Annotated in this window: 17 protein-coding genes and 1 pseudogene; 5 read left to right on the top strand and 13 right to left on the bottom strand. The window is 60.5% G+C overall.

Annotated features, from left to right (window positions below; all coding sequences use genetic code 11):
• The 6 genes and pseudogenes from F8N12_RS21220 to F8N12_RS21195 all read right to left on the bottom strand — a co-directional run.
• Positions 1-240, bottom strand: a 240-nt coding sequence (locus F8N12_RS21220) for a hypothetical protein (protein ID WP_150582143.1), incomplete at its 3' end; no start/stop codon positions are given.
• Between the two features lie 65 nt (positions 241-305).
• Positions 306-1,505: pseudogene (locus tag F8N12_RS21215) on the bottom strand (NAD(P)/FAD-dependent oxidoreductase); the annotation flags it as partial.
• A gap of 450 nt (positions 1,506-1,955) precedes the next feature.
• A complete protein-coding gene (locus tag F8N12_RS21210) occupies positions 1,956-3,623 on the bottom strand; it encodes a bifunctional protein-serine/threonine kinase/phosphatase (RefSeq protein WP_150582142.1) in 1,668 nt (555 codons plus the stop codon).
• Between the two features lie 7 nt (positions 3,624-3,630).
• Positions 3,631-4,842, bottom strand: coding sequence for a nitrate/nitrite transporter (locus F8N12_RS21205; RefSeq protein WP_150582141.1), 1,212 nt, complete (start codon positions 4,840-4,842; stop codon positions 3,631-3,633).
• A gap of 332 nt (positions 4,843-5,174) precedes the next feature.
• Positions 5,175-5,750 carry an ANTAR domain-containing response regulator gene (locus F8N12_RS21200; RefSeq protein ID WP_150582140.1) on the bottom strand — a complete coding sequence of 192 codons (576 nt, stop codon included), beginning with the start codon at positions 5,748-5,750 and terminating at the stop codon, positions 5,175-5,177.
• 5 nt (positions 5,751-5,755) lie between these two features.
• Positions 5,756-6,976, bottom strand: a complete 1,221-nt coding sequence (locus tag F8N12_RS21195) for a CmpA/NrtA family ABC transporter substrate-binding protein (protein WP_150582139.1) — start codon at positions 6,974-6,976, stop codon at positions 5,756-5,758.
• A 230-nt stretch (positions 6,977-7,206) separates the two neighbouring features.
• On the opposite strand from F8N12_RS21195, the gene F8N12_RS21190 reads away from it, so the two are divergent.
• Positions 7,207-8,226 carry a quinone-dependent dihydroorotate dehydrogenase gene (locus F8N12_RS21190; RefSeq protein WP_150582138.1) on the top strand — a complete coding sequence of 340 codons (1,020 nt, stop codon included), beginning with the start codon at positions 7,207-7,209 and terminating at the stop codon, positions 8,224-8,226.
• A gap of 281 nt (positions 8,227-8,507) precedes the next feature.
• Here the strand turns inward: F8N12_RS21190 and rmf are convergent, their stop codons facing one another.
• On the bottom strand, positions 8,508-8,723 hold the full coding sequence (rmf, locus tag F8N12_RS21185) for a ribosome modulation factor (protein ID WP_003223300.1): 216 nt from the start codon (positions 8,721-8,723) through the stop codon (positions 8,508-8,510).
• A 529-nt stretch (positions 8,724-9,252) separates the two neighbouring features.
• On the opposite strand from rmf, the gene rlmKL reads away from it, so the two are divergent.
• Entirely contained in the window at positions 9,253-11,523 is a 2,271-nt protein-coding gene (gene rlmKL / locus F8N12_RS21175) for a bifunctional 23S rRNA (guanine(2069)-N(7))-methyltransferase RlmK/23S rRNA (guanine(2445)-N(2))-methyltransferase RlmL (RefSeq protein ID WP_150582137.1), read from the top strand.
• 134 nt (positions 11,524-11,657) lie between these two features.
• Positions 11,658-14,042, top strand: coding sequence for a diguanylate cyclase (locus F8N12_RS21170; RefSeq protein WP_150582136.1), 2,385 nt, complete (start codon positions 11,658-11,660; stop codon positions 14,040-14,042).
• 136 nt (positions 14,043-14,178) lie between these two features.
• Here F8N12_RS21170 and dacB read toward each other — a convergent pair whose 3' ends face one another.
• Complete coding sequence (gene dacB / locus F8N12_RS21160) at positions 14,179-15,639, bottom strand: D-alanyl-D-alanine carboxypeptidase/D-alanyl-D-alanine-endopeptidase (RefSeq protein ID WP_150582135.1); 1,461 nt, start codon at positions 15,637-15,639, stop codon at positions 14,179-14,181.
• Positions 15,640-15,873: 234 nt separating this feature from the next.
• Here dacB and F8N12_RS21155 point away from each other — a divergent pair, with 234 nt between their 5' ends.
• Positions 15,874-16,215 (top strand): YggL family protein, encoded by a 342-nt coding sequence (locus F8N12_RS21155; protein ID WP_150582134.1) that lies wholly within the window; start codon positions 15,874-15,876, stop codon positions 16,213-16,215.
• Positions 16,216-16,287: 72 nt separating this feature from the next.
• Here the strand turns inward: F8N12_RS21155 and F8N12_RS21150 are convergent, their stop codons facing one another.
• Complete coding sequence (locus tag F8N12_RS21150; protein WP_150582133.1) at positions 16,288-17,484, bottom strand: benzoate/H(+) symporter BenE family transporter; 1,197 nt, start codon at positions 17,482-17,484, stop codon at positions 16,288-16,290.
• 544 nt (positions 17,485-18,028) lie between these two features.
• Between F8N12_RS21150 and F8N12_RS21145 the strand changes: the two genes are divergently transcribed.
• A complete protein-coding gene (locus tag F8N12_RS21145; RefSeq protein WP_150582132.1) occupies positions 18,029-18,793 on the top strand; it encodes a GntR family transcriptional regulator in 765 nt (254 codons plus the stop codon).
• A 454-nt stretch (positions 18,794-19,247) separates the two neighbouring features.
• On the opposite strand, the gene guaD is transcribed toward F8N12_RS21145, so the two are convergent.
• The 4 genes from guaD to xdhA all read right to left on the bottom strand — a co-directional run bounded on the left by guaD (position 19,248) and on the right by xdhA (position 25,414).
• The gene (guaD, locus tag F8N12_RS21140; RefSeq protein ID WP_150582131.1) at positions 19,248-20,552 is read right to left on the bottom strand and encodes a guanine deaminase; all 1,305 of its coding nucleotides are present in this window, start codon (positions 20,550-20,552) and stop codon (positions 19,248-19,250) included.
• Between the two features lie 22 nt (positions 20,553-20,574).
• Entirely contained in the window at positions 20,575-21,420 is an 846-nt protein-coding gene (gene xdhC / locus F8N12_RS21135; RefSeq protein ID WP_150582130.1) for a xanthine dehydrogenase accessory protein XdhC, read from the bottom strand.
• A 147-nt stretch (positions 21,421-21,567) separates the two neighbouring features.
• Positions 21,568-23,967: a xanthine dehydrogenase molybdopterin binding subunit gene (gene xdhB, locus F8N12_RS21130; RefSeq protein ID WP_150582129.1), complete on the bottom strand. Its 2,400-nt coding sequence runs from the start codon at positions 23,965-23,967 to the stop codon at positions 21,568-21,570.
• Entirely contained in the window at positions 23,960-25,414 is a 1,455-nt protein-coding gene (gene xdhA / locus F8N12_RS21125) for a xanthine dehydrogenase small subunit (RefSeq protein WP_150582128.1), read from the bottom strand. Before xdhA ends, xdhB begins: the two co-directional genes overlap by 8 nt.
• Positions 25,415-25,430 lie beyond the last annotated feature (16 nt).

The following is a 25,430-nucleotide window of genomic DNA, read 5'->3' as shown; positions in this document are numbered from 1 at the left end:
GTCCCAGTCGGTGCGGCTGCGCGCGAGCCCTTTGCCCAGGCGCAGTTCGGGGTATAACGCGCGGGCGGCGAGGTCGCCGGTCAGGTGCAGGGTCGAACCTTTACTGCACAGTTTGCCGAAATTGGCCGGGTGCGCCGGATCGCCGCTGACGCCGACGATGCGCTCGCCGTCATGCTCGATCAATACGCCGCAGCCGACACCGCAGTAACAGCAGGTCGAGGCCGTGATCTGGCTGTTCATCAGCTGGCTTCCTTAAAAATAACCGAACCCAGGTCTAGTTCATCGCTGACGGCTGCCGGGAACAGGTCGCCGAACATCAGGTGATCGCGAATGAGCCCGATGTCGTCGTTCTCGCGAATCTGTTGAAAATACCGACCACCATCAGCGGTATCCCCATACAGGCAAGCACCGACCAGTACATCATTCTTGATCACCAGTTTTTTATAGATTCCGCTGATCGGGTCGCAGAGTGTGATGGTCTCGGTGCCTTCACCGCCCATGAAGTCGCCGGCGGAGAAAAGGTCGATACCGGTCACCTTCAACTTGGTCGAGGTCACCGAGCCCTTGTAAGTGGCGAAGCCCAATTGAGCCAAGTGGTTGGCGCACACCTTGGCCTGTTCGAACAGCGGCGCGACCAGGCCGTAGGCGATACCACGGTGACTGGCGCATTCGCCGATCGCGTAAACCCGTGGGTCGTAGGTTTGCATCGTGTCGTTGACCAGAATCCCGCGATTGCACGGCAGGCCGGCTTTTTCTGCGAGCTCGGTGCGCGGCCGGACGCCGGCGGCCATCACGACCAGATCAGCGCTGAGGATCTCGCCGTTGCTGAATTCGATCGAGCCGACCCGACCGTTGCCGGCATCGTGCAGGGCCAGCGTCTGCTCGCGCAGGCGAAACTGCAGGCCGCGGGCCTCCAGCGCGGATTGCAGGAATTGGCCGCTGGTTTTGTCGAGTTGTCGTTCCAGCAGCCATTCGCCGATGTGCACCACCGTGACGTGCATGCCGCGCAGCATCAACCCGTTCGCCGCCTCCAGGCCGAGCAGACCGCCGCCGATAACCACCGCGTGTTTATGTGTTTTCGCGGTGTTGATCATCGCCTGCGTGTCGGCGATATCGCGGTAGCCGATCACGCCTTCCAAGGTGTTTCCGGGGATCGGCAGGATGAATGGCGTCGAGCCCGTGGCGATCAGCAGGCGATCGTATTCGGCCTCGGTGCCGTCGTCGGCGATAACCCGGCGTTTGACTCGGTCGATTTCCACCACGTTGCGATTGAGCAGCAGCTTGATGTCGTTTTCGAGGTACCAGTCCAGGTCATTAAGCACGATTTCTTCGAATGTCTGCTCGCCGGCCAGCACGGGCGAGAGCAGGATTCGGTTGTAGTTGGCATGGGGTTCAGCGCCGAAGACCGTGATGTCGTACAGTTCGTTGCTCAACTTGAGCAGCTCTTCCAGGGTGCGAACCCCGGCCATGCCGTTGCCGATCATCACCAGTTTTAATTTTTTCATCAGCTTCTCCGGGGAGTCCGTACCGGCCTCATCAGGCTGTCAGGTCGTGCTCGACATATTTTGCGCAAACAAAAAAGGCGTCCCGCTAGTTGCCTAGCGAGGACGCCTTTGTCCTGGTCCCGTTCTCTCGGGCAGCTCACCCTTCGTCTTTGAAGGCTGGGCTTTATGTGTGATGAGATGGGTAATGCAGTGGTTGTGCCAAGTAGCGCGGCCCGGCGGATTTGCGGGTATTGCCGGGTTGAAGGTGGGTGTTGCTGCACCGAATTAATGCGGAGTGCCCGTTTTGAGGCGGAGGGTCAAGGGATCGCAGCCTCGTTTCACTCGACAGCTGCTACGGGGGGATTTGGACCGGGGAATTTGATTGTCGGTCGGTGGTGTCGAATGTTGGGGTTCGGATCGGGCAGACGAATTTTCTGTAGCAGCTGTCGAGTGAAACGAGGCTGCGATCTTTCAGCCATGAAAAATCAACACCAGCAGCACCAGGTTCACCACCAGCGAAACCAGCGCCATCGTTCGCCAGACCTTCAACGGCTCGCGCTCCAGCAACGGTCGTGGGCGCACGCTCAGACTGCGTCGCTCGCCCTGTTCCAGCAGCAATAACCATTCCTCCGCCGTTTCAAATCGCGCGGCAGGTTCCACCTCCACCGCCCGCTCGAGGCTTTGCGCCAGCCATTCCGGCAGGTCCGGGCGGTAGCGGCTGGGGCTTACCGGCACGCCAAAACGAGGGCGCTGAAAGGCTTCGATTTCACCGAACGGGTAATGCCCGGTGAGCAGGAAATACAGGGTCACGCCGACCGCGTACAAATCCTGCTGCGCCGTCGGCGGATCACCACGAAAAGCCTCTGGCGCAATGTAGCTCGGGGTACCGGGCAGTTCACAGGCCTGATCTTCGGACAAGCCAGGGCAGTAGGCGAGCCCGAAATCCAGCAGGCGTAATTCACCGTCCTCGCCCAGTAACAGGTTTTCCGGTTTGATGTCGCGATGCAAAATCTGCCGACGATGCAGCATGCCCACCGCCCGCAGCAGGCGCTCGGCCAGGTCCTGCCATTGTGCAAGTGGCAAGGGTCCATGCGCCTGTAATTGTGCGAGGGTGCAGCCGGAATATTCACGCATCACGTAGTACAGATGCTGACGTTGGCTGGCCGCATGCACTTCCGGAAAATGCCTGCCGGCCACGCGTTTAAGAAACCATTCCTCAGACAGCAACGCCTGTCCGGCCAGGTGATCGTCGTGCAGCGCCGCCGGCAACGTCTTCATTAACCAGGGTTGCTGCTGCGCATCACGCACTCGGTACAGCAGCGATTGCTGGCTCTGCGCAAGAATCCCGTCAATCTGCCAGCCCTCGAACGCCTGACCCGGTTTCAGGGCAGGCGGCAGTGGCCACTGCTGCAGATGAATAAGCGCGTCGCCGATACTGGTTTCGCCGAGCGCATCGACCCGCACCAACAACGCACTGGCGTTGTCCTGACTGCCCGCCAGGTGCGCCGCGCTGACTAACGTCTGGGCGGCGCTGGATAAATCCGGCTGGTCGCGCAGAATCGCGGCAATCGCCGTATCCCCCAAAACAGCCCAGATGCCGTCGCTGAGCAGCACAAAACTCTCATCGACACGCAGCTCGCCGTCGAGAAAATCCAGCACCAGATGCTGATCCAGTCCCAGTGCGCGTTTCAGCACATGCTGCATGCCCGGCTGATCCCAGACATGATCTTCGCTGATGCGTTGCAACTGGTCAGCGTGCCAGCGATAAACCCTGCAGTCACCGACGTGCGCCAGGGTAAACCGCCTGCCGCGCATCACCAGGGCGCTGACGGTGGTCAGCAGCGGCTGGCCACCACCGTTGGCTTGCAACCAGCGGTTCTGCGCGAGCAGCAAGCGATCCAGTGCCTGCGCGACACCCCAGGTTTCCGGAGTGGCGTAATAATCCAGCGCCAGTGCCTGCAAGGTCGAGCGCGCGGCGAGGGCGCCATCGGCACACTGGCTGACGCCATCGGCAATGGCGAACAGATAACCTTTGCTCGCCGCCAGCGCCGGCGCAGGCGTCACCAGGCGCAAGGCGTCCTGGTTTTCCTCGCGCGGGCCGGTGGCGCTGGCTTCGGCAAAACTCAGTTGCAGGCTCATTCAGTATTCAGACCCGCGCCGCCGTCACGGCCGCCGAGCCCCAGGTGGTTCTCCAGCGACGTTTCACCCCGTGCAGACCGAACCAGGCGAGTACGCCAAGGCTGGCGAACAACCACAACGCCAGCTGGTAACTGCCGGTGCTTTGCTTGATCGCGCCCATCCCTGCGGCCAGCGCGAAACCGCCGATGCCGCCGGCCATGCCGATCAGGCCGGTCATCACGCCGATTTCCCGCCGAAAACGCTGCGGGACCAACTGGAAAACCGCACCGTTACCTGCGCCCAGACCGAGCATGGTGCAGACGAAAAGCGCCAGCGCCGCATAGGAGCTCGGCAGGTTGAAGCCGACGGCAGCTATGCAGATCGCCGCGACGGTGTACATCGCCAACAGGGTGCGGATGCCGCCGAAACGGTCGGCCATAGCGCCGCCCAACGGGCGCATCAGGCTGCCGCCAAACACACAGGCGGCGGTGTAGTAACCGGCAGTCACCGGGCTCAGGCCGTACTGGTCATTGAAGTAGCCGGGCAGGGCGCTGGCCAGGCCGATAAAACCGCCGAAGGTCACGCTGTAGAAGAACATGAACCACCAGCTGTCACGGTCTCCCAAGGCTTTGAAGTAATCCGCGACTGATTTGGCTTTCGGCCGCTCAGGGGCGTTTTTGGCCAGCCAGGCGAAAACGATGAGGGTCACGATCAGCGGGATCAGCGCGAAGCCGAATACGTTGCTCCAGCCGAACGCGGCCGCGAGCACCGGCGCGATCAGCGCGGCAAGCACCGTCCCGGAGTTTCCGGCACCGGCAATGCCCATGGCTTTGCCCTGATGCTGCGGCGGATACCATTGCGAGGCCAGCGGCAAGGCGACGGCGAAGGACGCGCCCGCCATACCGAGAAACAGACCCAGCAGCAGCGCTTGTTCATAGCTGTGAATGCCGTGCATCCAGGCGACGAACAGGGCGCAGATGACGATCACCTGGCCAATCAGCCCGGCGGTTTTCGGCGACAGGCGATCCGCAAGCAGGCCCATGATGAAGCGCAGTATGGCGCCGGCCAGAATCGGCGTGGCGACCATCAGGCCCCGTTGTTGGGTGGTCAGTTGCAGGTCGGCGGCGATCTGCACCGCCATCGGGCCCAGCAGATACCAGACCATGAAACTCAGGTCGAAATACAGAAAGGCTGCGAACAGGGTCGGGGTATGGCCGGATTTCCAGAAGCTTGAATTCATCGCGCACCTCAGCGGTTGGTCGTCTCGAATAGAGTCATGAGCTTGCGAGTGGGGCGCCGGCACGGCCGCACCACCGACCCCGTGTTGCGGGGCCAAAACAAAAAAACGCCGCCACCTGATTCGCCGGGAGGCAAACGAGGTGAGCGACGTCTTTGTCGTAGGTGGGGCAACCGCCGTTGGTTACCTGTGCTGATTGCTTAGCGAGATTTGTGCCAACAGTCTGGAACCGAGTCGTGTCCTTCGCGAGCAAGCCCGCTCCCACCCTTGGAATGCATTTCAAAACGTGGGAGCGGGCTTGCTCGCGAAAGGGCCCTTGCGGACCCCACAGGGCTTCAGCCCAACAACTCACTCATCGCAATAATCTGCTCCGCCACCTGAATCAGCTTCTGCTGACGGCTCATCGCCTGGCGGCGCATCAGGGTGTAGGCCTCTTCTTCATTGCACGCCTTCAACTTCATCAGCATGCCCTTGGCCAGCTCGATGCGCTTACGCTCGGCCAATTGCTGGTCGCGGGCGTGCAGCTGCGCACGCAGGGCCTGGTCGCTTTCGAAGCGTGCCATGGCGACGTCGAGAATCGGCTGCAAACGTTGTGCGTGAATGCCCTCGACGATGTAGGCGCTGACCCCGGACTTGATCGCCTGGCGCATCACATTGGGGTCGTGCTCATCGGTAAACATTACGATCGGCCGGGGCTGGTCGCGGGAAACCAGCACTACTTGCTCCAGCACATCGCGGCTCGGTGACTCGGTATCGATCAGAATCACGTCCGGGCGCACCGTTTCGACGCGCGCGGGCAGGTCGATGGTCAGCCCGGATTCATCGATCACCTCAAACCCGGCTTCGGTCAGCGCCGCTTTCAGGCGCCCGACTTTTTTCGCAGTGTCGTTGATCAGCAGGATACGCAGCATGTTCGCTATCTCCTGTCAGCGGCGGGCAAGAAGGCAGCGCTGTCGCTCAGCGCGTGCAGCCTGAAGCTGCGGGCGTACGCGGCGGGATCCGCTCCGTCCCAGATTCTGCCGTCGATCAGCTGGCTGCTGCGCATGTCCGCAGCGTTGGTGGCGACGCCGACGGCAGCGGCGGCCTCCCGGTACACGTCCAATTGCTGCACGTGCCGGGCGACCGCGAGGTAGTCCGGATCGTCGCGCAACAATCCCCAGCGGCGGAACTGGGTCATGAACCACATGCCGTCGGACAGATAAGGCAGATTGACTTCGCCATTGCCGTGGAAGCGCAGCCTGTGCGGGTCCTGCCAGTGATTGCCGAGGCCGTCGTCATAATCGCCCAGCAGGCGCGGTTCGATGCAGTCGAGCGGCGCGTCGAGAAACTCTGGCGCGCTCAGCAACTGCGCGGTACTTCGGCGATTTTCGCTGTTTTGATCTATGAAGCGGCTGGCTTCCAGAATCGCCATCACCAGCGCTCGCGCCGTGTTGGGGAATTGCTCGATGAAGGCGCGAGTGCAACCAAGCACCTTCTCCGGGTGATCCGGCCAGATGGTCTGCGTAGTTGCCATGGTAAAGCCCAGGCTCTGTTTCACCGCGCTGGCAGACCAGGGCTCGCCGACACAAAAGCCATCGATGCGTCCGGCCTGCAGGTGCGCGACCATTTGCGGCGGCGGCACCACGACGCTGTTGACGTCGTGCAACGGATGAATGCCCTGACTCGCGAGCCAGTAATACAGCCACATGGCGTGGGTCCCGGTCGGGAAGGTCTGGGCGAAGGTGAGTTTTGGACGACTTTGGTGCACGTGCCGATCGAGTGCTTCAGGACCGGTCACGCCAAGCGCTTGCAAGCCATGGGACAGATTGATGCTCTGGCCGTTCTGATTCAGGCCCATCAGCACGGCCATGTCGGTGGACGCGACGCCGCCGATGCCCAGGTGCACCGCGTAGATCAATCCGTACAGGCTGTGCGCGGCGTCGAGCTCACCGCTGACCAGTTTGTCGCGCAGGTTGGCCCAGGATGACTGGCGCTTGAGGTTCAAGCTCAGTCCATAAGGCTGGGCGAAGCCCTGGGTGGCGGCCACCACCAGCGAGGCGCAGTCGCTGAGGGCCATGAAGCCGAGGTTGATTTCGGTCTTTTCCGGGGCGTCGCTGCCGTTGACCCAGGCCAACGGGCTGGCTGTGGTTTGTTTCATAAGCAAACACCTTCCAAAAAAAAGCGCCGTCCCGGGCTCTCTCGATAACTGAGCCGAGTGACGACGCCATTGTCTTTCGACTCATCCCGTCGTTGGCATGAGTGCTGATTGCACTGAGTGGTGCAAGGCATATGCCAGCGCGGGTGGATTTAGCTGCGCGCCTCGCGCCCGACTGCGATGCCCGGCTATAATCGCCGCCTCATTTCGCCGCACTCGAGACCACGCCGCCCATGTACTCCCTGGCCCGTCAGCTGTTGTTCAAACTTTCCCCGGAAACCTCCCACGATCTGTCGCTGGATTTGATTGGCGCAGGCGGGCGTTTGGGCCTCAACGGCATGCTCAGCAAGGCACCGGCGAAAATGCCGGTGACGGTCATGGGCCTGAATTTACCGAACCCGGTGGGGCTGGCGGCCGGTCTGGACAAGAACGGCGCAGCCATCGACGGTTTCGCACAACTGGGCTTCGGTTTTGTCGAGATCGGCACCATTACCCCACGTGCGCAGCCAGGCAACCCGAAACCGCGGATTTTTCGGCTGCCGGAAGCCGAGGCGATCATCAACCGTATGGGCTTCAACAACCTCGGTGTCGATCATTTGCTCGCCCGCGTGGCGGCGGCGAAATACACCGGCGTGCTGGGCATCAATATCGGCAAGAACTTCGATACGCCGGTCGAGCGCGCGGTCGATGACTACCTGATCTGCCTGGACAAGGTTTACGCCCACGCCAGTTACATCACGGTCAACGTCAGTTCGCCGAACACTCCGGGCCTGCGCAGCCTGCAATTCGGGGACTCGCTCAAGCAATTGCTCGCCGACCTCGCCACCCGCCGCGCGGAGCTGGCGCTGCGTCACGGCAAGCATGTGCCACTGGCGATCAAGATCGCCCCGGACATGACCGACGAAGAAACCGTGCAGGTCGCCCAGGCGCTGGTGGAAACCGGGATGGATGCGGTGATCGCGACCAACACCACCCTCAGCCGTGTTGGCGTCGAAGGCATGGAACACGGCGACGAGGCGGGCGGCTTGTCTGGCGCACCGGTGCGCGAGAAAAGCACCCACACGGTGAAAGTGTTGGCGGCGGAGCTGGCGGGGCGCTTGCCGATCATTGCCGTGGGCGGGATCACTGAAGGCAGGCATGCTGCCGAGAAGATCGCAGCGGGTGCGAGCCTGGTGCAGATCTACTCCGGCTTCATCTACAAAGGTCCGGCGTTGATCCGTGAGTCCGTGGATGCCATTGCAGCGCTGCGCTGACCTGTAGCAGCTGCCGAGCCCGCGAGGCTGCGTTCGGCTGCAAAGCAGTCGCCAGTTCCCTGCACGCCAGGCTTATTGGGATTGATCGCGTTGGCGGGTCTCACGACTGCGTTGCGGCGGGACGCAGCCTCGCGGTGCTCGGCAGCTGCTACGGACCGCGTTTCAAACATAAAAAAGGGCTCCTTGAAGGAGCCCCTGGGCCGAAGCCCGCCGCCCGGATGGGGCGTGCGTGTTAAGTCGTTACGTATTCAGATTGTCGTGTCGGAGTGTTAAGCCCTGTGTCAGCCGACGGCGTGAAGTTCGTTGAGTCTATGGATTCCCGCAGTGCCGGTCATACCGTCCCAGTTGTCGCCGCGTCCTTCTCGCCAGCCGTTAATCCAGGCTTGACGTACCGACGGTAGAGTAAATGGGCAAAGCTCACGGGATTTGCCACCAACGCCATATTGATATCCGCGTAAAAATGCTCTTTCCAACGGGTCACGCTTAAGTCTTCTCATAGGGTATTGCCCTCACTTGTTGACTGTATTTATCGCGTCGACCTCGAATTGAGGTCTGGCAGAAAATCTCTGCCGTTGGGGCTCGCTGCCGGCGTGGCGAGCCAAGGTGTTGACGCCGTTGCGACGTCAACCTGTGTTGAGTTCTAACCAATGAGTCACACAGATGGAATGATCGTTTTGTCATAAGGACGTAATCATTAAGGTACTCTGGCCATAAGTAACATGATGTTCGGGGCAGGTTTATTGGCCAAACCCCGGTATGATCGGCCCCCACACTAGATGACGGGCTTAATCCTTTAACGAGAATCGCTCTTGTTGCTGCGAGCATTATTCGACGAAGGGTCGCCTTATGACATTTTGTTGCTTCAAGCTTTTTTATCTGCCCGTGCATCTAAGCTCATTTGACCCGAGCAGCACGGGTGGGTCGGCACACCTTCGTGCCACGCGGGCGCTCTTCAAGAAAAGCGCCTGATTGAAATCGGGCCGGCAATGCGTTGCCGGTCCACTAGCCAAAGGCTCTGGAATAACCATGTCCGATCGTTTCGAACTCTTCCTCACTTGCCCCAAAGGCCTTGAAGGCCTGCTCATCGAGGAAGCCATCGGGCTTGGCCTTGAAGAAGCGCGTGAGCACACCTCTGCCGTGCGCGGCATGGCCACCATGGAAACTGCTTATCGCCTCTGTCTGTGGTCGCGTCTGGCGAACCGGGTGTTGCTGGTGCTCAAGCGTTTCCCGATGAAGGACGCCGAAGACCTGTACCACGGCGTGCTCGACATCGAATGGCAAGACCACATGCTTAACGACGGCACCCTGGCCGTCGAGTTCAGCGGCCACGGGTCGGGCATCGACAATACCCACTTCGGCGCGTTGAAGGTCAAGGACGCGATCGTCGACAAACTGCGTACCCCGCAGGGGGACCGTCCTTCCATCGATAAACTCAACCCGGACCTGCGCATTCACCTGCGTCTGGACCGTGGCGAAGCCATTCTGTCGCTCGATCTGTCCGGGCACAGCCTGCACCAGCGCGGTTATCGACTGCAGCAGGGCGCTGCGCCGTTGAAGGAAAACCTCGCGGCCGCGATTCTGATCCGCTCCGGCTGGCCGCGCATTGCCGCCGACGGTGGTGCGCTGGCTGACCCGATGTGCGGTGTCGGTACGTTCCTGGTTGAAGCGGCGATGATCGCCGCCGATATGGCCCCCAACCTGCGCCGCGAGCAGTGGGGCTTTACCGCGTGGCTGGGTCACGTGCCGGCACTGTGGAAAAAGCTTCATGAAGAGGCCACCGAGCGCGCCGCTGCCGGTCTGGCCAGGCCACCGCTGTGGATTCGTGGCTACGAAGCCGATCCGCGCCTGATTCAACCTGGCCGCAACAACGTCGAACGGGCCGGCCTGAGCGAGTGGATCAAGATCTACCAGGGCGAAGTCGGTACGTTCGAACCGCGTCCGGACCAGAACCAGAAAGGTCTGGTCATCTGCAACCCGCCATACGGCGAACGTCTGGGCGACGAGGCAAGTCTGCTTTACCTCTACCAGAACCTTGGCGAACGTCTGCGTCAGGCCTGCCTGAACTGGGAAGCCGCCGTGTTCACCGGCGCGCCGGACCTGGGCAAGCGCATGGGCATCCGCAGTCACAAACAGTATTCGTTCTGGAACGGCGCGCTGCCGTGCAAACTGCTGCTGATCAAAGTCACGCCGGACCAGTTTGTCACGGGTGAGCGTCGCACCCCGGAGCAGCGTCAGGTCGAGCGTGAACAGGCTGAAGTCGAAGTTGCCGACAACGATGTCGCGCCGGGCAAGTACGAGAAGTACAACAAGAACGGCAACCCGATCAAACCGGCCCCGGTGGTGATCGAGCAACCGCGCTTGAGCGAAGGCGGGCAGATGTTTGCCAACCGTTTGCAGAAGAATCTCAAGGCGCTGGGCAAGTGGGTCAAGCGTGAAGGCATCGACTGCTATCGCATCTACGATGCCGACATGCCGGAATACTCGATGGCCATCGACCTGTATCACGATTGGGTCCACGTCCAGGAATACGCCGCGCCTAAATCCATCGACCCGGAAAAAGCCTCGGCGCGCATGTTCGATGCCCTGGCGGCCATTCCGCAGGCGTTGAACGTCGACAAGAGCCGCGTGGTGGTCAAGCGCCGCGAGCGTCAGAGCGGCACCAAGCAATACGAACGTCAAGCGGCCCAGGGCAAGTTTGTCGAGGTTAACGAAGGTGGCGTCAAGCTGCTGGTCAACCTCACCGATTACCTGGATACCGGTCTGTTCCTTGATCACCGGCCGATGCGCTTGCGGATTCAGAAGGAAGCAGAGGGTAAACGCTTCCTCAACCTGTATTGCTACACCGCAACCGCCAGTGTTCACGCGGCCAAGGGTGGCGCGCGCAGCACCACCAGTGTCGACCTGTCGAAAACCTACCTTGACTGGGCGCGACGCAACCTGTCGTTGAACGGTTTCTCCGACAAGAACCGTCTGGAGCAGGGCGATGTGATGGTCTGGCTGGACGCCTGCCGTGACGAGTTCGACCTGATCTTCATCGATCCGCCGACGTTCTCCAACTCCAAACGCATGGAAGGGATTTTCGACGTGCAGCGCGATCAGGTGCAATTGATTGACCTGGCCATGGCGCGACTCGCGCCGGGTGGCGTGCTGTATTTCTCCAACAACTTCCGCAAGTTTGAGCTCGAGCCAAACCTCAGCGAACGCTATGCCGTGGAAGAAATCACGGCGAAGACCATCGATCCGGATTTCGCCCGCAACGGCAAGATCCATCGGGCCTGGAAAATAATGGCGCGTTAACGGGGGTGAACTGTAGGAGCAGCCAGTGGACGCTCCTACAGTTCATTTATCTGCTGGTCAAATTAGTGGCTAATAGCTATAACTCATTCATGGCCAATGGGCTTTTCCGGCACCTGGCGTTATGAGTTGCCTCTATGTCGTTGCACGCCGTGCGCCCGAAGATTCTGGGGTTTATCAGTGAAGATGTGTCGGCCATACGCGTCGCGCTGCTGGTATTACTGATTGGCGGTTTGTTTACTGCAGTGCTTGCGTGGTCGACGCTGAACCTGTTCCACCAACAATTGCGGCAACGCTTCCAGCTGCTCGCCAGCGAACGTTACAGCCGTATCGAAGAACGTTTCGATGATCAGCAACAGCGTCTCGATGGTCTGCGTCGATTCTTCATCAATTCCGATAGTGTCGACCGCGCCGAATTCGACGGCTACACGCAACCGCTGCTGCGCCGCACCCAGGCGTATTCCTTTGCATTGCGCGTCAGCCAGGCCGAGCGGCCCGGGCTGGAGCGGCGTATGCGCGAGGAAGGCATGTCCGACTTCAGCATTCGCGAGCTGGATGCCAACGGTCAACTGCAACTGGCCGGTGACCGCGATGAATACGTCGCCGTACTGTTCAGCCAGACGCAAAGCAAACTCGGTGCGCCACTGGGCTACGACCTGCTTGCGCAACCTTTGCGCCGTGCCACGCTGGAACGGGCCGACCAGCATGGGCAGATGGCAGTGTCGCAGCCGATGCATCTGGTCAGCATTGAACCCGCATATGCTCGGGGTGTGCTGCTGGTGGCACCGGTCATCAATGCCGGCGACAGCCAACCTTACGGTTATGTGATGGCCGTGATCAGCATGCGTCAGTTGCTCGCCGATGGCTTGCCGGAAGCCCCACGCGATTACCTCGCTGTGCGCATTCTGGACCTGTCCACCGACGATCAGCACGAAGTCCTCTACGAGTCGCCGAACCGTGCGGCGCCGAGCGATCTGGCCGCAACGCGGCTGTTGCGCCTGGCTGATCATGATTACCAGGTCGACATCCAGCCCAGCGAAGCGTTTCTGCAAGCCAATCATTCGTCGGTGACCAGCGTGGTGGTGCTGGGCGGGTTGCTCAGCCTGATGCTCAGTGCGTTGCTCTACGTGTTGGTGAGCCAGCGTCAGCGTGCGCTGAAACTGGTCGAGCGGCGCACCGAGGAGCTGCACGCCCGCGAGCAGGAGTTGCGCGGCACCCACGGACAGTTGCGCGGAGTGCTGGATGCAGCGACTCAAGTGGCAATCATCGCCACCGATCTGCGCGGTGTGATCAGCACGTTCAATGCCGGCGCAGAGCAAATGCTCGGCTATGCGAGTGCGGAGGCGGTCGGGCACATGACGCTGGAAAGTCTGCACCTGCCGCGCGAACTGACGTCCCGTTCGGCCGAGCTGAGCGCGCGTTACGGCAAGTCGATTCCAACCTGCCAGGCCATGCTGGTCGAGGGCGGCGAGGAGGGCGGCCAGGAAGCGCGGGAATGGACACTGGTGCGCAGCGACGGCAGCCACCTGGCGGTCAACATGCTGGCGACGCCGCTGCTCGATGAGCAGGGTTTGTGGATCGGACACCTGGCCATCTGCATCGACATTACTGAACGCAAACGCGTGCACGAAGCGCTGGCGGCACGGGACTTGTTGCTGAAGAAGCTCAGCGCCCACGTTCCTGGCGGGATCTATCAGTTCAAAATGGAATTCGACGGACGATTCAGTGTGATCTACGCCAGCGACGGCATTCGCGAGATCTATGAGCTGGAGCCCGACGTGCTGCTGCTCAACGCCGAAGCGATTTTCACCCGGATCCATCCTCAAGACACCACCCGGGTTCGCGCCTCGATTCGCGCTTCGGCGGAAACGCTCAGTCCGTGGCGCGAGGAGTATCGCGTGCAGCTGCCGCAGCGCGGTGTGCGCTGGGTTCGCGGCGAGGCGACACCCGAAGAGTTGCCCGGTGGCGGCGTGCTCTGGCACGGTTACATCTCGGACATTTCCGACTTGAAGCGGGTGGAAGAAGAGCTGCGGGCGCTGTCGATCACTGATTCGCTGACCGGCATTCACAATCGACGCTACTTCCAGGAGCGCCTGACCACGGAGATGGCCAGGGTCGAGCGCGGAGGGGGTCAGCTCTCGGTGATCATGCTCGACATCGACCACTTCAAGCGCATCAACGATCTGCATGGTCACGCAGTGGGCGACAGAGTGTTGCAGACAGTGTGCGACCGCATTGGCCATCGCCTGCGGCGCACCGATGTGTTCTGTCGGCTGGGCGGCGAAGAGTTCATGGTGCTCTGCCCGGACATCGACGGCGAGCATGCTCGGCTGTTGGCGCTGGAATTGTGGCAAGGGCTGCGCAACACGCCGATCGACGACGTCGGCATCGTCACCGCGAGTTTCGGGATAGCCAGCTGGCGCGTCGGAGAGGGCGCCGACGCCTTGCTGCTGCGCGCTGATTCGGGGGTTTATGCGGCGAAACAGGCAGGCCGGGACCGGGTAGAGGGCGAGGTGAGCTAAGGCTGTACGCAAGTCCCCTGTGGGAGCGGGCTTGCTCGCGAATGCGGTTATCAGTCAGCACTTGTATTCACTGATCCACCGCATTCGCGAGCAAGCCCGCTCCCACATTGTCGGTCTTTGGTGTCCTTGAAATCTGTTACAGCACCGAAGCGGTTTGCGGCAGTTTCGGCTGGCGATAGAGGTCGAGCAGCACCTGATCCAGCACCGACGACGCGCCGAACGGAGCTTTGTCGTTGAGGATGGCCACGACCGCCCAGGTATTGCCATTGATGTCGCGGCTGTAACCGGCAATCGCCCGTACGGTGTTCAAGGTACCGGTCTTGACGTGAGCTTCGCCGGCCATCGCGGTGCGTTTCAGACGCTTGCGCATGGTGCCGTCGGTGCCGGCAATCGGCATCGAGCTGATGAATTCTGCCGAATACGGACTCTTCCACGCCGCCTGCAGCATGCCCGCCATTTCACGCGCACTCACGCGCTCGGCGCGGGACAGGCCGGAGCCGTTTTCCATGACCAGATGCGGTGCGGTGATGCCTTTCTTCGCCAGCCACTGACGCACTACCCGCTGCGCTGCTTTGGCATCGTCGCCATCGGCGTCGGTGCGGAAACGCTGGCCCAGGCTCAGGAACAACTGCTGGGCCATGGTGTTGTTGCTGTACTTGTTGATGTCGCGAATGATTTCGGCGAGGTCTGGCGAATAAGCCCGTGCGAGTACTTTCGCACCGCTTGGCACTGTTGCCAGGCGATCACGTCCCTGGATGCTGCCGCCCAGTTCTTTCCAGATCGCACGCACGGCGCCGGCGGTGTAGGTCGCGTGATCAAGCAGCGACAGGTAAGTCTGTGAGCTGCAGCCATCGCCCAATTGACCGCCGACGGTCACGGTTACGCTACCGTCGGGCTGGTTGACCGGGTTGTAGCGCACGCCACCGGTGCATTGTTTGGAGTTGACTGCCTTGACCTGGTTTTCGATGCGAACAGTGGCGATCGGCGGCTCGACGGAAATCAGCACCCGGCCATTGTCATTGCGCGCGACAAAACGCAGGGCCTTGAGGTTGACCAGCAGCGAATCGGGTTTCACCAGGAACGGTTTGTTGTCGTTATTGCCGTCGTCATTGAAGTCCGGCAGTTGCGGTTGCACGAAGAAGTTGCGGTCGAGCACCAGATCGCCGGTGATTTGCGTCACGCCGTTGGCACGCAGATCGCGCATCAGCAACCAGAGTTTTTCCATGTTCAGCTTCGGATCACCACCACCCTTGAGGTACAGGTTGCCGTTGAGGATGCCGCCGCTGAGGGTGCCATCGGTGTAGAACTCGGTTTTCCACTGATGGTTCGGGCCGAGCATTTCCAGCGCGGCGTAGGTGGTCACCAGTTTCATGGTCGAGGCCGGGTTGACCGAAACGTCAGCGTTGAAGATGGTCGGCGTGCCAGGGCCGTTGAGCGGGATCATTACCAGCGACAAGGCGTTGGTTTGCAGTTTGCTGGCCTTGAGCGCCTTTTCGACGTTGGGCGTCAGGCCAGTGTTGATAGGGGCGGCGGAAACGGTGAAGGCCAGCGGGAGAAGAAAACCGGCCAGTAACAATGGACGCAAAGATTTGATCATGTGTAATAAAACCCTACAGCCGAGGGGGGAAAAGACGAGGGCATGCTGAAAAATTCCCTCAGTGGTCATGAAAGTGTCGGCATTATGCCCCAAGGTGTCCCGGCTTGTGCCGTGCCCCGGTCGTCTAATCGGCTATTTTTTTACCGACGGTCGCCAGCGCCACCCAGAGAGTCGGGCAATTGGCCGCTTAAACTGCTAAAGTGCCGCCCGTTATTACTTATGAGGATTGTTCCAATGGCGACTAACCGTTCCCAGCGTCTGCGCAAAAAACTGTGCGTCGATGAATTTCAAGAGCTGGGTTTCGAGCTGAACCTGGATTTCAAAGAAGATTTGGCTGATGAAGCCATTGATGCTTTCCTCGACGCGTTCCTGAAAGAGGCCATGGAAGCCAACGGTCTGGGCTATGTTGGCGGCGACGACTTCGGTCTGGTTTGCCTGCAGAAGCGCGGCTCGGTCTCCGAAGAGCAGCGTGCTGCTGTTGAAGCCTGGCTCAAAGGCCGTAGCGAACTGACCGAAGCGACGGTCAGCCCGCTGATCGACGTCTGGTATCCGGAAAAGCCGATCAATCAGGCCTGACGGCAGTTGTAAGTTACAAGCTTCAAGCCGCAAGTTGATTCGGCTTGAAGCTTGAAGCTTGAAGCTTGAAGCTTACGGCTGCTTTTTTTGCCAATTCAGAATCACCAACGTCAATACCCCCGCGACAATCCCCCAGAACGCCGAACCGATGGAAAACAGCGTCAGCCCTGACGCCGTGACCATAAAGGTGATCAACGCCGCTTCCCGTTCCGTCACTTCGGCCATGGCGATGCTCAAGCCATTGATAATCGAGCCGAACAAGGCCAGCGCCGCGATCGACAGCACCAGTTCTTTCGGCAGCGCGGCAAACAAGGCTGCCAGCGTCGCACCGAACACCCCGGCGATGCCGTAAAAAATCCCGCACCAGAGCGCCGCTGTGTAGCGTTTATTGCGATCTTCGTGAGCATGCGGACCGGTGCAGATGGCCGCGCTGATCGCCGCCAGATTGATCCCGTGGGAGCCGAATGGCGCCAACAGCAACGAGGCAATGCCGGTGGTAGTGATCAGTGGCGAGGCTGGCACGTTGTAACCGTCCGCGCGCAGAACGGCGATGCCCGGCATGTTTTGCGAGGTCATCGCGACTACGAACAGCGGGATGCCAATGCTGATGGTTGCGGCCAAAGAGAAGTGCGGCGTGGTCCAGACCGGAGTCGCCAGTTCCAGATGGAACCCGCTGAAATCCAGCAGCCCCATGGATCCCGACAGCGCCGTGCCAACTAACAGCGCGGCCAGCACGGCGTAACGGGGCGACAACCGCTTGATCAGCAGGTAAGTGAAAAACATGCCCAGCACCAGCGCCGTGCGATGCTGCGCGGCGACGAAGATTTCACTACCGATCTTGAACAGAATCCCTGCCAGCAAGGCGGCGGCCAGAGATGCCGGGATCTTTTTCACCAGCCGCTCGAAGCTGCCGGTCAGGCCGCAGATGGTTACCAGCACTGCGCAGGTGATGTAGGCGCCAATCGCTTCGCCATAACTGACGCCACCCAGGCTGGTAATCAGCAGCGCCGCACCGGGCGTCGACCAGGCAATGGTTATCGGCATGCGATAGCGCAGCGACAGGCCGATCGAACACACCGCCATGCCAATCGAAATTGCCCAGATCCACGAAGAAATCTGCCCGCTGCTCAGCCCTGCCGCCTGACCGGCCTGAAACATCAACACCAGGGAACTGGTGTAGCCGGTCATCATCGCGATAAAACCGGCGACGATGGCTGACGGTGAGGTGTCGGCCAGCGGGCGGAGCTGCGACTGCGTAGCGTTGTTCATGGCGGTGATGTTCCTTGTCTATAAAACCAGTGAATCCCAAAGAGCCTTCGTGGCGAGGGGGCTTGCCAAGCAGTCTTCGTGGCGAGGGGGCTTGCCCCCGTTGGGCGGCGAAGCAGCCCCCAAATCTATGCTGATCCTTCAATCTTGCGAGTGCTACGCACTCGAACGGGGGCAAGCCCCCTCGCCACAGGCAAGCCCCCTTGCCACAGGCAAGCCCTTTGCCACAGGCAAGCCCTTTGCCACAGGCAAGCCCTTGGCCACAGGCAAGCCCTTGGCCACAGGCAAGCCCCCTTGCCACAGGCAAGCCCTTTGCCACAGAGGGATGTTTACCGCAGATCCGCGAGCACAGGTTTGCGTGGATAAGCCTAAACTCAAATGTGATGACTCGTCGCAATACAGCCGGGGCCGCAAAGAGCCGTACAGTCGTGTTGCCACCATTCATTGTGTACAATCGCCGTGTTTTTTACGCGATACTTGCCAGCGACCTACTGTGCCGTATTACATTCACGGTCTATTCGCCGCAGTTCTCCCGACTCGAGTGCCCATGAACGAACAGTTGCAACCCCTCAAGAAACAACCGCGAGCAGGCAAAGCCGGCCGCAGCGGAACCCAGGACGATATTGTCTACGCGCATATCTTCGAGGCCATCCTCGAACAGCGCCTGGCGCCCGGCACAAAGTTGAGCGAAGAAGCGCTGGGGGAAATTTTCGGGGTCAGTCGCACCATCATTCGCCGCGCACTCTCGCGCCTGGCCCATGAAGGCGTCGTGCTCCTGCGTCCGAACCGCGGCGCGGTGGTTGCCAGCCCGAGCGTCGAAGAGGCTCGTCAGGTGTTTCTGGCGCGGCGGCTGGTGGAGCGGGCCATCACGGAACTGGCTGTGCAGCATGCAACGGCCGAGCAGATCGCCGAATTGCGCCAGATGGTCAATGACGAGCGCGACAGTTTCTCCCGGGGTGATCGCGGTGCGGGAATCCGCCTCTCCGGGGAATTCCATCTGAAGCTGGCCGAAGCGGCAAAAAATGCTCCGCTGATCAGCTTTCAGCGCAGCCTTGTGTCGCAGACTTCCCTGATCATCGCCCAGTACGAAAGTGGCAACCGCTCGCACTGTTCGTATGACGAGCACACCCAGTTGATCGACGCCATCGAAGCGCGCAACGGCACGCTGGCGGTGGATTTGATGATGCACCACATGAATCACATCGACAGCAAACTCAACCTCGACGAAGAAAGCGCGTCGGATGATTTGCATGCAGTGTTCTCGCATTTGTTGCAGACCAGGAAGCCTGGGCGTTCGAGCGCGAAGCTTTGATTGTCGGTTGTTGCCGAAAAGATCGCAGCCTCATTCCACGCGTTCGCAGCCTCGTTTCACTCGACAGCTCCTACCGGGGAACTCGTTCCACGCGTTCGCAGCCTCGTTTCACTCGACAGCTCCTACGGGGGATCTCATTCCACGCGTTCGCAGCCTCGTTTCACTCGACAGCTCCTACGGGGATCTCACTCCACGCGTTCGCAGCCTCGTTTCACTCGACAGCTCCTACGGGGATCTCACTCCACGTTCGCAGCCTCGTTTCACTCGACAGCTCCTACGGGGGTCTCATTCCACGCGTTCGCAGCCTTGTTTCACTCGACAGCTCCTACGGGGATCTCATTCCAACGTAGGAGCTGTCGAGTGAAACGAGGCTGCGATCTTTCGATTTTTTGACCGGCAAAAAGAATCCCCCGAGCTGTAAGGCCCCGGGGGATTTTTTTTGCCCGAAGAAATCTTAGCGCTGATGCACCTGATTCCCCGCCGCATAGGTCTGCAGCACCGTGCGGTCATCGCCCAGCGTCATCAACACAAACAACGTCTCGGCAATGTTGGTGGACTGCTTCAAACGGTAGCTCAGCAACGGTGTCGCGTTGTAATCCAGCACCACGAAGTCGGCATCGGTGCCCGGCTGCAACGTGCCGATCCTGTCTTCCAGGCGCAGTGCCCGAGCGCCACCGAGTGTCGCCAGGTACAGCGACTTGAACGGGCTCAACCGCGCGCCCTGCAACTGCATCACTTTGTACGCCTCGTTCAGCGTCTGCAGCAGCGAGAAACTGGTGCCGCCACCGACGTCGGTGCCCAGGCCCACGTTGACTTTATGCTTCTCGGCCATCGGCAGATTGAACAGACCGCTGCCGAGGAACAGGTTCGAGGTCGGGCAGAAGGCGATCGCCGAGCCGGTTTCCGCCAGCCGCGCGCACTCGTCATCGCACAGGTGCACACCGTGGGCGAACACCGAGCGTTCACCCAGCAGCTGGAAGTGATCGTAAACGTCGAGATACCCCTTACGCTCCGGGAACAACTCTTTGACCCATTCGACTTCTTTCAGGTTTTCGCTGATGTGGGTCTGCATGTACAGATCCGGGTATTCGCTGAGCAATTGACCGGCGAGGGTCAATTGTTCGGGGGTGCTGGTCGGTGCAAAGCGCGGAGTGACCGCGTAGTGCAGGCGACCCTTGCCGTGCCAGCGCTCGATCAGCGCCTTGCTGTCGACGTAGCTCGATTCAGCGGTGTCGACCAGATAGTCCGGAGCATTGCGATCCATCATCACTTTACCGGCGATCATTCGCAGGTCCAGCCGCTCGGCGACTTCGAAGAACGAGTTCACCGATTGCGGGTGAACGCTGCCGAACACCAACGCTGTGGTGGTGCCGTTGCGCAGCAGTTCCTTGACGAAAATGTCCGCGACTTCATCGGCATGGGCCTTGTCGGCGAACTGGCTTTCGCACGGGAAGGTGTAAGTGTTGAGCCAGTCCAGCAGCTGTTCGCCATACGAGCCGACCATGCCGGTTTGCGGGAAGTGGATGTGCGTATCGATGAAGCCCGGGGTGATCAGCGCGTCCTGGTAATGCGTGATCTCGATATCCGCCGGCAGCGTCGGTAGCAGGTCGCTGGCGTGGCCGACGGCACTGATCTGACCGTTGTCGACCACCAGCAGGCCGTCTTCGAAATACTCATAAGACGCCTCGATACCGACTTCGGCGGGGTCGGCGATGCTGTGCAGAATGGCGGCGCGATAAGCTTTGCGAGTCAAAGGCATTGTCGTTCTCAATTCGTGGCAGTTAGTTCGAAGCCTGGCTGCGACGGGACGCAGGCAGCAATTTGGCGATCGACGATCCGGCACTGGCAGTGTGCTGGCCGAAATCGGCGTTATAGGTGGCGATGATTTCGCCGGCGATGGAGACGGCGATTTCCACAGGCAGCTTGCCTTTGACTTCGCCGATGCCCATCGGGCAGCGCATGCGTTGCAGCACGCTGCTGTCAAACCCGCGATCACGCAAACGATGTTCGAACTTCATCCGTTTGGTCTTCGAGCCGATCAGGCCGAAGTAGGCGAAGTCGTTGCGCTTGAGAATCGCGGCGGTGAGTTCGAGGTCGAGCTGATGATTGTGGGTCATGACGATGCAATAACTGCCGGCGGGCAGATCGTCGATTTCATCCACCGGTTCTTCCGCAACGATCTTGCGCACGCCATGGGGCAGTTGCTCAGGAAATTCAGCTTCCCGCGAGTCGATCCAGCGCACGCGGCAGGGCAGACTGGCGAGCAACGACACCAGCGCGCGGCCGACATGGCCGGCGCCGAACACGGCAATCTGCGCCTGGACCTGGCCCATCGGTTCAAACAGCAATACTGTCACACCACCGCAGCACTGACCCAGGCTGGCGCCGAGGCTGAAGCGCTCCAGGTGGGTGTCCTGTTTGCCGCTGGCGAGCATCTCGCGGCCGATCTGCATGGCTTTGTATTCCAGATGCCCGCCACCGATGGTGTCGAAGCTCTGGTTGGCGCTGATGACCATTTTCGAACCGGCATTGCGCGGTGTCGAGCCGAGCTCTTCGATGATGGTCACCAGTACGCACGGTTCACCGCGATTTTGCAGGTCAGCGAGGGCGTCGATCCAGTTGTACATGTTTCACCTCGACATCAGTGTTGTCTGTTTGGGCCTCTTCGCGAGCAAGCCCGCTCCCACATTTTGATCTCTGTCATTCTCAAATCTTGTGCCCACTGGAGATCTATTGTGGGAGCGGGCTTGCTCGCGAAAGCCGCACCTCGGTCCCTAGAGCGAAGCCAACTCAGCTTCAGCTTCAACAGCCTTAGCCACCTTCAACTGGCGCATCTGCTCACAGCCCCACAACACCCGCTCCGGCGTCGCCGGCGCGTCGATTTTCGGTTGGTGTTTGTAATCGCCCAGGCTCGCCACGGCGTCCTTGATCGCGCACCACGCAGCGATGCCGAGCATGAACGGCGGCTCGCCGACCGCCTTGGAATGGAACACCGTGTCTTCCGGATTCTTGCGGTTTTCCACCAGCTTCACCCGCAGGTCCAGCGGCATGTCCGCCACGGCCGGGACCTTGTAGCTGGCCGGGCCGTTGGTCATCAGCTTGCCCTTGTTGTTCCAGACCAGCTCTTCCATGGTCAGCCAGCCTGCGCCTTGAATGTAACCACCCTCGACCTGACCGATGTCGATGGCAGGGTTCAGCGAGTCACCGACGTCGTGAAGAATATCGGTACGCAGCATCTTGTATTCGCCGGTCAGGGTGTCGACGATGACCTCCGCGCACGCGGCACCAAATGCGTAGTAGTAGAACGGCCGACCCCGTGCCTGGCTGCGGTCGTAATAGATTTTCGGCGTCTTGTAGAAACCAGTGCTCGACAGCGACACCTGGGCGAAATACGCCTGTTGAATCAACGCTTCGAAGGTCAGAATGTGATCGCGCACGCGCACATGACCGTTGTGGAATTCCACGTCTTCTTCGCTGACTTTGTATTGCCGTGCAGCAAATTCGACCAGGCGCTGCTTGATGATTTCCGCCGCATTCTGCGCGGCTTTACCGTTAAGGTCAGCGCCGCTGGATGCTGCGGTAGGCGAGGTGTTCGGCACCTTGTCGGTATTGGTCGCGGTGATCTGTACGCGGTCCATCTCCACCTGGAACACTTCGGCGACGACCTGCGCAACCTTGGTGTTCAACCCCTGGCCCATTTCCGTGCCGCCGTGGTTCAGGTGGATGCTACCGTCGGTGTAGACGTGGATCAGCGCGCCGGCCTGGTTGAGGAAGCTTGCGGTGAACGAAATACCGAATTTGACTGGTGTCAGCGCCAGGCCTTTTTTCAGGATCGGACTGTTGGCGTTATAGCGACGAATCGCTTCGCGGCGCTCGGCGTACTGGCTGCTTTCTTCCAGTTCGGCGGTCATTTCCTCGAGCATGTTGTGCTCGACGGTCTGGTAGTAATGGGTGACGTTGCGTTCGGTCTTGCCGTAGTAGTTGGCCTTGCGCACGGCCAACGGGTCAAGCGCCAGATGGCGGGCAATCGCGTCCATCACTTCTTCGATGGCGACCATCCCTTGCGGGCCGCCGAAGCCACGGTAGGCGGTGTTCGACGCGGTGTTGGTCTTGCAGCGATGACCGTTGATGGTCGCATCGCCCAGGTAATACGAGTTGTCGGCATGGAACATCGCCCGGTCGACAATCGAGGCCGACAAGTCCGGCGAGCAACCGCAGTTGCCGGCCAGCTCCAGCGCGATGCCGTGCAGGCGACCGGTGCTGTCGAAGCCAACGTCGTATTCAACGTAGAACGGGTGACGCTTGCCGGTCATCAACATATCTTCGACGCGCGGCAGGCGCATCTTGGTCGGCTGGCCGGTGAGGTGCGCGATCACCGCACACAGGCATGCCGGACTGGCGGCCTGGGTTTCCTTGCCACCGAAACCACCGCCCATGCGGCGCATATCGACGACGATCTTGTTCATCGACACGTCGAGCACTTCGGCGACGAGTTTCTGCACTTCAGTGGGATTTTGCGTCGAGCAGTAGACGATCATCCCGCCATCTTCGGTCGGCATCACCGAAGAGATCTGGGTTTCGAGGTAGAAGTGTTCCTGGCCGCCTATGTGCAGCGTGCCCTGAATACGGTGCTCGGCGGTCGCCAACGCGCCGGCCGAATCGCCACGCTGATGCGTGTGGCTGTCGAGCACGAAATGGCGTTTGCGCAGGGCTTCCACCACGTCCAGCACCGGCTCCAGATCTTCATATTCGATGATCGCCGCCATCGCTGCTTTACGCGCGGTCTCCAGGTCTCTGGCGGCCACAGCGAGCACCGGTTGCCCAACGAATTGCACATCGTCAATGGCCAGCAACGGATCGCCCGGCAGCAGCGGGCCGATGTCTTTCAGCCCAGGCACGTCTGCGTGGGTAATGGCGATGCGCACGCCTTCAAAGGCATAGCAAGGCTGGGTGTCGATGCTGATGATTTTTGCGTGCGCGCGGTCCGACAGGCGAGCGTACACGTGCAACTGGTTGGGAAATTCCAGGCGGTCGTCGATGTATTGCGCCTCACCGCTGACGTGCTTGGCGCCGCTGTCGTGCTTGACGCTACGGCCGACGCCGCTGGTCAGGTCCTGAGCGAACAGTTCAGCCAGTTCGGCCTGAGTCTTCTCTACAGCGTGATGATTAGACATAAGCGGTCACCCGAGTCTCGATGTGCGGTGTTTGCAGTTCGATGAAGTACTTACGCAGCAGATTTTGCGCGCCCAGCAGGCGATATTCCTTGCTGGCGCGGAAATCCGAGAGCGGCGTGAAATCTTCGGCGAGGGCGGCGCAGGCGCGTTCGATGGTGGCGCTGTTGAATGGCGCACCGATCAAAACGGCTTCGCAATTGGCCGCGCGTTTCGGGATCGCAGCCATGCCGCCAAAGGCCACGCGGGCGTCGGCGATCACGCCGGTGTCGACGCGCAGATTGAAGGCCGCGCAGACTGCGGAAATATCATCGTCCAGACGCTTCGACACCTTGTAGGCGCGGAACAATTGTTCGGCACTGGCGCGCGGTACGATGATCTTTTCGATGAACTCGCTCTCCTGCCGTGCAGTGACGCGGTAGTCGATGAAGTAATCTTCCAGCGCCAGCGTGCGACGGGTTTCGCCTTTGCACAGAACGATCTGCGCACCCAGTGCGATCAGCAGCGGTGGCGAATCACCGATCGGTGAGGCGTTGCCGATGTTGCCGCCCAGGGTGCCCTGGTTGCGAATCTGCAGCGAAGCAAAACGCTGCAGCAGTTCGCCAAAGTCCGGGTACTCGTTCTTCAAGGCTTCGTAGCAGTCGGAGAGGGCGGTCGCGGCGCCGATTTCCAGGCGATCGTCAAAACGCTCGATGCGCTTCATCTCGGCGACGTTGCCGACGTAGATCATCACCGGCAGGGTGCGATGAAACTGGCTGACTTCCAGCGCGAGATCGGTGCCGCCGGCCAGCAGGCGTGCTTGTGGATAGGCGTCGTAAAGGTCGGCCAGATCGGCCACGGTCAGCGGCACCAGGCAGCGTTTGTCGCCGCTGTTGAGCTCGCCGATGTCGGTAGGGGCGATGGCTTTCAAGCGGGCGATGGTGTCCGCTTCACGGGCATCGAACTGGTCGGGTTGCTTGCCGCAGCAGGATTGCTCGGCCGCTTCCAGAATCGGCCGGTAGCCGGTGCAACGGCAAAGATTGCCGGCGAGGGCCTCGTGAGCCTTATGGGAATCGGGTTGCTCGCTGTTTTTCTGCAAGGCGAACAGCGACATGACGAAGCCCGGTGTGCAGAAGCCGCATTGCGAACCGTGACACTCGACCATGGCTTTTTGCACGCTGTGCAGTTCGCCCTGATGCTTGAGGTCTTCGACACTGATCAACTGCTTGCCGTGCAGTGACGAAACAAACGTCAGGCACGAGTTGAGACTGCGATAGCGAATGTGTTCGCGGCCGTTGCCATCGGTCTGCAATTCGCCAACCACCACGGTGCACGCGCCACAGTCACCGCTGGCGCAGCCCTCTTTGGTACCGGGTTTGCCCACATGTTCGCGCAGGTAATTGAGCACGGTCAGGTTTGGGTCCAGGGCGTGCTCGCTACGGAGTTCCTGGTTAAGTAAAAACTGGATCACGGAAGGCCTCGCAGAC

The organism is Pseudomonas fluorescens (assembly GCF_902497625.1).
Lineage (GTDB): Bacteria > Pseudomonadota > Gammaproteobacteria > Pseudomonadales > Pseudomonadaceae > Aquipseudomonas > Aquipseudomonas fluorescens_BQ.
The sequence above is the reverse complement of the archived record's forward strand: the minus strand, read 5'-3'. Positions and strand labels throughout refer to the sequence as shown.